Below are 4,109 nucleotides of genomic sequence, written 5' to 3'. Positions count from 1 at the left end.
CCGGTCCGGCCGCACTCCGCGCCGGGGCCCGGTCGCCGACCTCGTCCGGCACGACCGGGCCCACGGCACCCGGTACGTGGCCACTCTCTCCGCATGGCTGCGGGCGCAGGGTGACCTCGCACGCGCCGCGACGACCCTGGAGGTGCACCCGAACACCGTGCGCTACCGGCTGCGCCGGATGAACGAGGTCACCGCGCTCCGGCTGGACGACCCGGACCAGCGGCTGGCGATGCTCATCGCGCTGGCCGTCCGGTGAGGCGCACCGTCACCCGGGCTCCTCGGGTGGCGCGTCGCTGTGCCGGGAGGCGTGGTCGGGCAGCACCTGGCCGGGTTCGACCTCGCGGTGCATTCGCAGGAACTCCAGATGGCGTTCGTACTGGTCGAGCACATCGGCGATCAGCTGCTCCCGGGTGTAGCCGAGCACGTCGTAGCCCTGCCCTCCCTCCGGCAGGAACACCTCCATCCGCAGGTAGGTGTCGGTCTCGGCCACCGAGCGCATGGCGAACGCGGGCGTCTGTTTCTCCCGTGGCCGCAGCCGGTAGTTGAAGCCCTGCTCGGGGCCCATCGGGACGCGCAGCGTGAGATGCGGCAGGTCGATGTGCTCGTCGGGTTCCTCGGTGACCGTGGCGTCCAGACCCTGCTCGCGCAGTTCTCCGGCCACCTCGTGCAGTGCGGGCCGGGCGACGTCGTCGACGAACCGGTGCGCGGTGCGCCTGCCGGGATAGCTGAGCATGCGCCGCACCCGGTTGCGCCAGGAGCCCGTCACGTGTCCCGGAGGGGGCACGGTGGTGCGTTCGGACAGTGACGAGGGGAGCGTCGTCCGCAGGGCGTCGTCCCGGAACCGCTCCACCCGCAGCGCCTTGTACAGGCCCCAGATGATGGCGAAGATGACGAACGAGAACGGCAGTCCCATGATGATGGTCGCGCTGGTGAGCGCGTCCACGCCGCCCACGATGAGCATCGCCATGGTGAGCAGGCCGGTCGCCAGCGCCCAGAAGATGCGCAGCCACGGTTTCGCGTCGGTGATCGGGGTGGGCAGCCGGGAGCTGAGGTTCGCCATCACCAGCGCCCCGGAGTCGGCCGAGGTCACGTACAGCAGCAGCCCGACGAACGTGGCCAGGCCCGCGCTGAAGGCCACGCCCGGGTACTGGTCGAGCAGTCCGTAGAAGCCCTGTTCGGGGTTGTTCATCGCGGTCAGGCCGAACTGCAGGTTGCCCTGGCGCACCGTGTCGAGGGCGCTGTTGCCCAGCACCGACAGGAAGGTCGCGGTGAACAGGAACGGGATGATCAGGGTCGCGGCGATGAACTCCCGGAGTGTGCGACCACGGGAGATCCGCGCCAGGAACAGTCCCACGAACGGGGCCCAGGCGATCCACCATGCCCAGAAGAACAGCGTCCAGTTGTTCAGCCACTCGACCGGTTGATCGTAGGCGAAGGTGTTCAACGTCATCGATGGGAACCGGCTCACGTAGTCGCCGATGTTCAGCACCAGTGCCTCGAGTATCTGGGCGGGACCCTGGAGTACCAGCACGTACAGCATCAGCACGATCGCGAGGATCACGTTGAGCTGGGACAGCCTGCGGATCCCGCGGTCCACCCCGGCCACGGCGGAAACGGTCGCCATGACCACGGCGACCCCCACCAGACCGAGTTGCGCCGCCACCCCCTCGGGAATGCCGAACAGGAACAGCAGGCCGTAGTTCAGCTGCACCACGCCGATTCCCAGGGACACCGAGATGCCGAAGATGGTGCCGATGATGGCCGCGAGGTCGACGGTGTCACCCACCCGTCCGTGGATGCGCCTGCCGATCAGCGGGTACAGGGCCGAGCGGATCGCCAGCGGCAGGCGGTACCGGAACGCGAAGTACCCGAGCACCATCCCCATCAGCGCGTACATCGCCCACCCGGTGATGCCGTAGTGGAACAGCGTCCACACCACCGCCTGCCGTGCGGCCTCCAGGGTGGCGGGGTCGCCGGACGGCGGGGACAGGTAGTGCGTCACCGGCCCGGCGACCGAGAAGAACATCAGGTCGATGCCGATGCCCGCGGCGAACAACATCGCCGCCCAGGCGAACACCCCGTAGTCCGGGGTGGCGTGCTGCGGGCCGAGTTTCACCCGACCGTACCGGGACAGTGCCACGAACAGCACGAACAAGAGGTACAGCGTGGCGGCCAGGAAGTAGTACCACCCGAGCCCGGACGAGATCCAGGACACCGCCGTGCCGATCGCGTTCTCGGCCCCGGTCGGTGTGATGATCGCCCAGACGGACAACGCGACGATCAGTACGCCGGAGCCGAGAAACACCAGTCGCTTGACACTGCGGTCCCGCGGGCCGAGTTCGTCCTGGCCGGGTTCGGCTTGCACGGCGGGACGGTGTGGGTCACCACCGGTGGTCACGGAACTCACCTCGATCCGGTCGGTACCGGCGTCCCGCGCCCGGGGCGCCCGGCCGGGGCACGGGCGGGCCGCTCACGCTGTGCGGGGGGACACCAGGCTCTATCGTCTGTTCAGAACCGTAACGAGATTCCCGGCATCACGCTGGCCACGCCGATCGGCGAAAGGATCGCCGCAATGTCCACTCTGTTCATCGACGGCCGCTGGGTGGCCGCCTCCGCGGGCGCGACCCGGCAGGTGATCAACCCCTACGACCGGTCCGTCGTCCGCGAGGTGGACGAGGCCGACACTCTCGACGCCCGGACCGCCGTCGCGGCCGCACGGGCGGCGTTCGAGGACGGCGAGTGGCCGGGTTGGCCCGCCCGGCGCCGGTCCGCCCTGCTGTACCGGGTGGCCGAGCTGCTCCAGCGGGACCGCGCCGAGATCGCGCGGCTGGAGACACTCGACACAGGCAAGACACTCGTCGAGGGCGGGATCGACGTCGACGACGTCACCGGGGTGTTCCGCTACTACGCGACGCAGGCCGAATCGGACCCGGGCAGGCTCGTCGACGCCGGGGACCCGTCGGTGCGCAGCAGGGTGATCTACGAACCGCTCGGGGTGTGTGCGCTCATCGCGCCGTGGAACTACCCGTTGCTGCAGATGTGCTGGAAGGTCGCCCCCGCGCTGGCGGCCGGGAACACCCTCGTGTTGAAGCCCAGTGAGTCCACACCGTTGACCACGATCAAGCTGACCGAACTGATCGAGGAGGCCGGGGCGCCCCCCGGCGTGGCGAATCTCGTCCTCGGCCCCGGCGGCACGGTCGGCTCCTTCCTGGTCGACAGCCCCGAGGTCGACATGGTGTCGTTCACCGGGGGACTGGAGACCGGAAGCGCGATCATGAGCCAGGCCGCGCGGACGGTGAAGAAGGTCGCCCTCGAACTGGGCGGCAAGAACCCCAACATCGTCTTCGCCGACGCCGACTTCGAGGCCGCCATCGACTACGCGCTGATCGCGGTGTTCTTCCACGCGGGACAGGTGTGCTCGGCGGGCACCCGGCTCGTGGTCGAGGACTCCCTGCACGACCGGTTCGTGGACGAGCTGGTGCGGCGTGCCGAACGGATCCGGCTCGGCAACGGGCTCGACCCGGACACCGAGAGTGGTCCGCTGGTCTCGGACGAGCACCGGGACAAGGTCGAGTCCTATGTGGAGATCGGGATCAACGAGGGCGCCCGCCTGCTCACCGGCGGACGCCGCCCGGACGACCCTGCGCTGCGGGACGGGTTCTTCTTCCTGCCGACCGTGTTCGACGACTGCACCAGCGACATGCGGGTGGTCCGCGAGGAGACGTTCGGCCCCATCCTCACCGTGGAACGGTTCACCGACGTCGACACCGCGGTACGGATCGGTAACGACACGACCTACGGTCTGGCCGCCGCCGTCTGGACGGCCGACGCCGGGCGCGCCGAATACGTGGCGCGCCGGCTGCGGCACGGAACGGTGTGGATCAACGACTTCGGCCCGTACCTGCCGCAGGCGGAGTGGGGCGGGTTCAAGCGGTCCGGGGTGGGACGTGAGCTGGGGCACGCCGGGCTGGCCGAGTACCAGGAGCCGAAGCACATCTACGAGAACACCGCGCCGGAGCCGCAACGCTGGTTCGCCCGCTGAGGCGTCCGCCGGGACGCCCGTCCCTGACGGCCCACCCGCCGGTCCCGCCGCCCTCCGGGCGGTGTCC

At 69.7% G+C, this 4,109-nt stretch carries 3 protein-coding genes; 2 read left to right on the top strand and 1 reads right to left on the bottom strand.

The window, feature by feature from the left end:
* The coding region (locus tag SACHA_RS20170) for a helix-turn-helix domain-containing protein (protein WP_039737892.1) at nt 1–256 on the top strand (256 nt) is incomplete at its 5' end.
* 9 nt (nt 257–265) lie between these two features.
* On the opposite strand, the gene betT is transcribed toward SACHA_RS20170, so the two are convergent.
* Nucleotides 266–2,365 carry a choline BCCT transporter BetT gene (gene betT / locus SACHA_RS0103895; RefSeq protein WP_232211802.1) on the bottom strand — a complete coding sequence of 700 codons (2,100 nt, stop codon included), beginning with the start codon at nt 2,363–2,365 and terminating at the stop codon, nt 266–268.
* A 207-nt stretch (nt 2,366–2,572) separates the two neighbouring features.
* On the opposite strand from betT, the gene SACHA_RS0103890 reads away from it, so the two are divergent.
* Nucleotides 2,573–4,042 (top strand): aldehyde dehydrogenase family protein, encoded by a 1,470-nt coding sequence (locus SACHA_RS0103890; RefSeq protein WP_019807378.1) that lies wholly within the window; start codon nt 2,573–2,575, stop codon nt 4,040–4,042.
* Nucleotides 4,043–4,109: the final 67 nt, after the last annotated feature.

The sequence above is a fragment of the Saccharomonospora halophila 8 genome, from assembly GCF_000383775.1.
GTDB lineage: Bacteria > Actinomycetota > Actinomycetes > Mycobacteriales > Pseudonocardiaceae > Saccharomonospora > Saccharomonospora halophila.
This window is presented reverse-complemented; position numbering and strand designations above follow the sequence as displayed.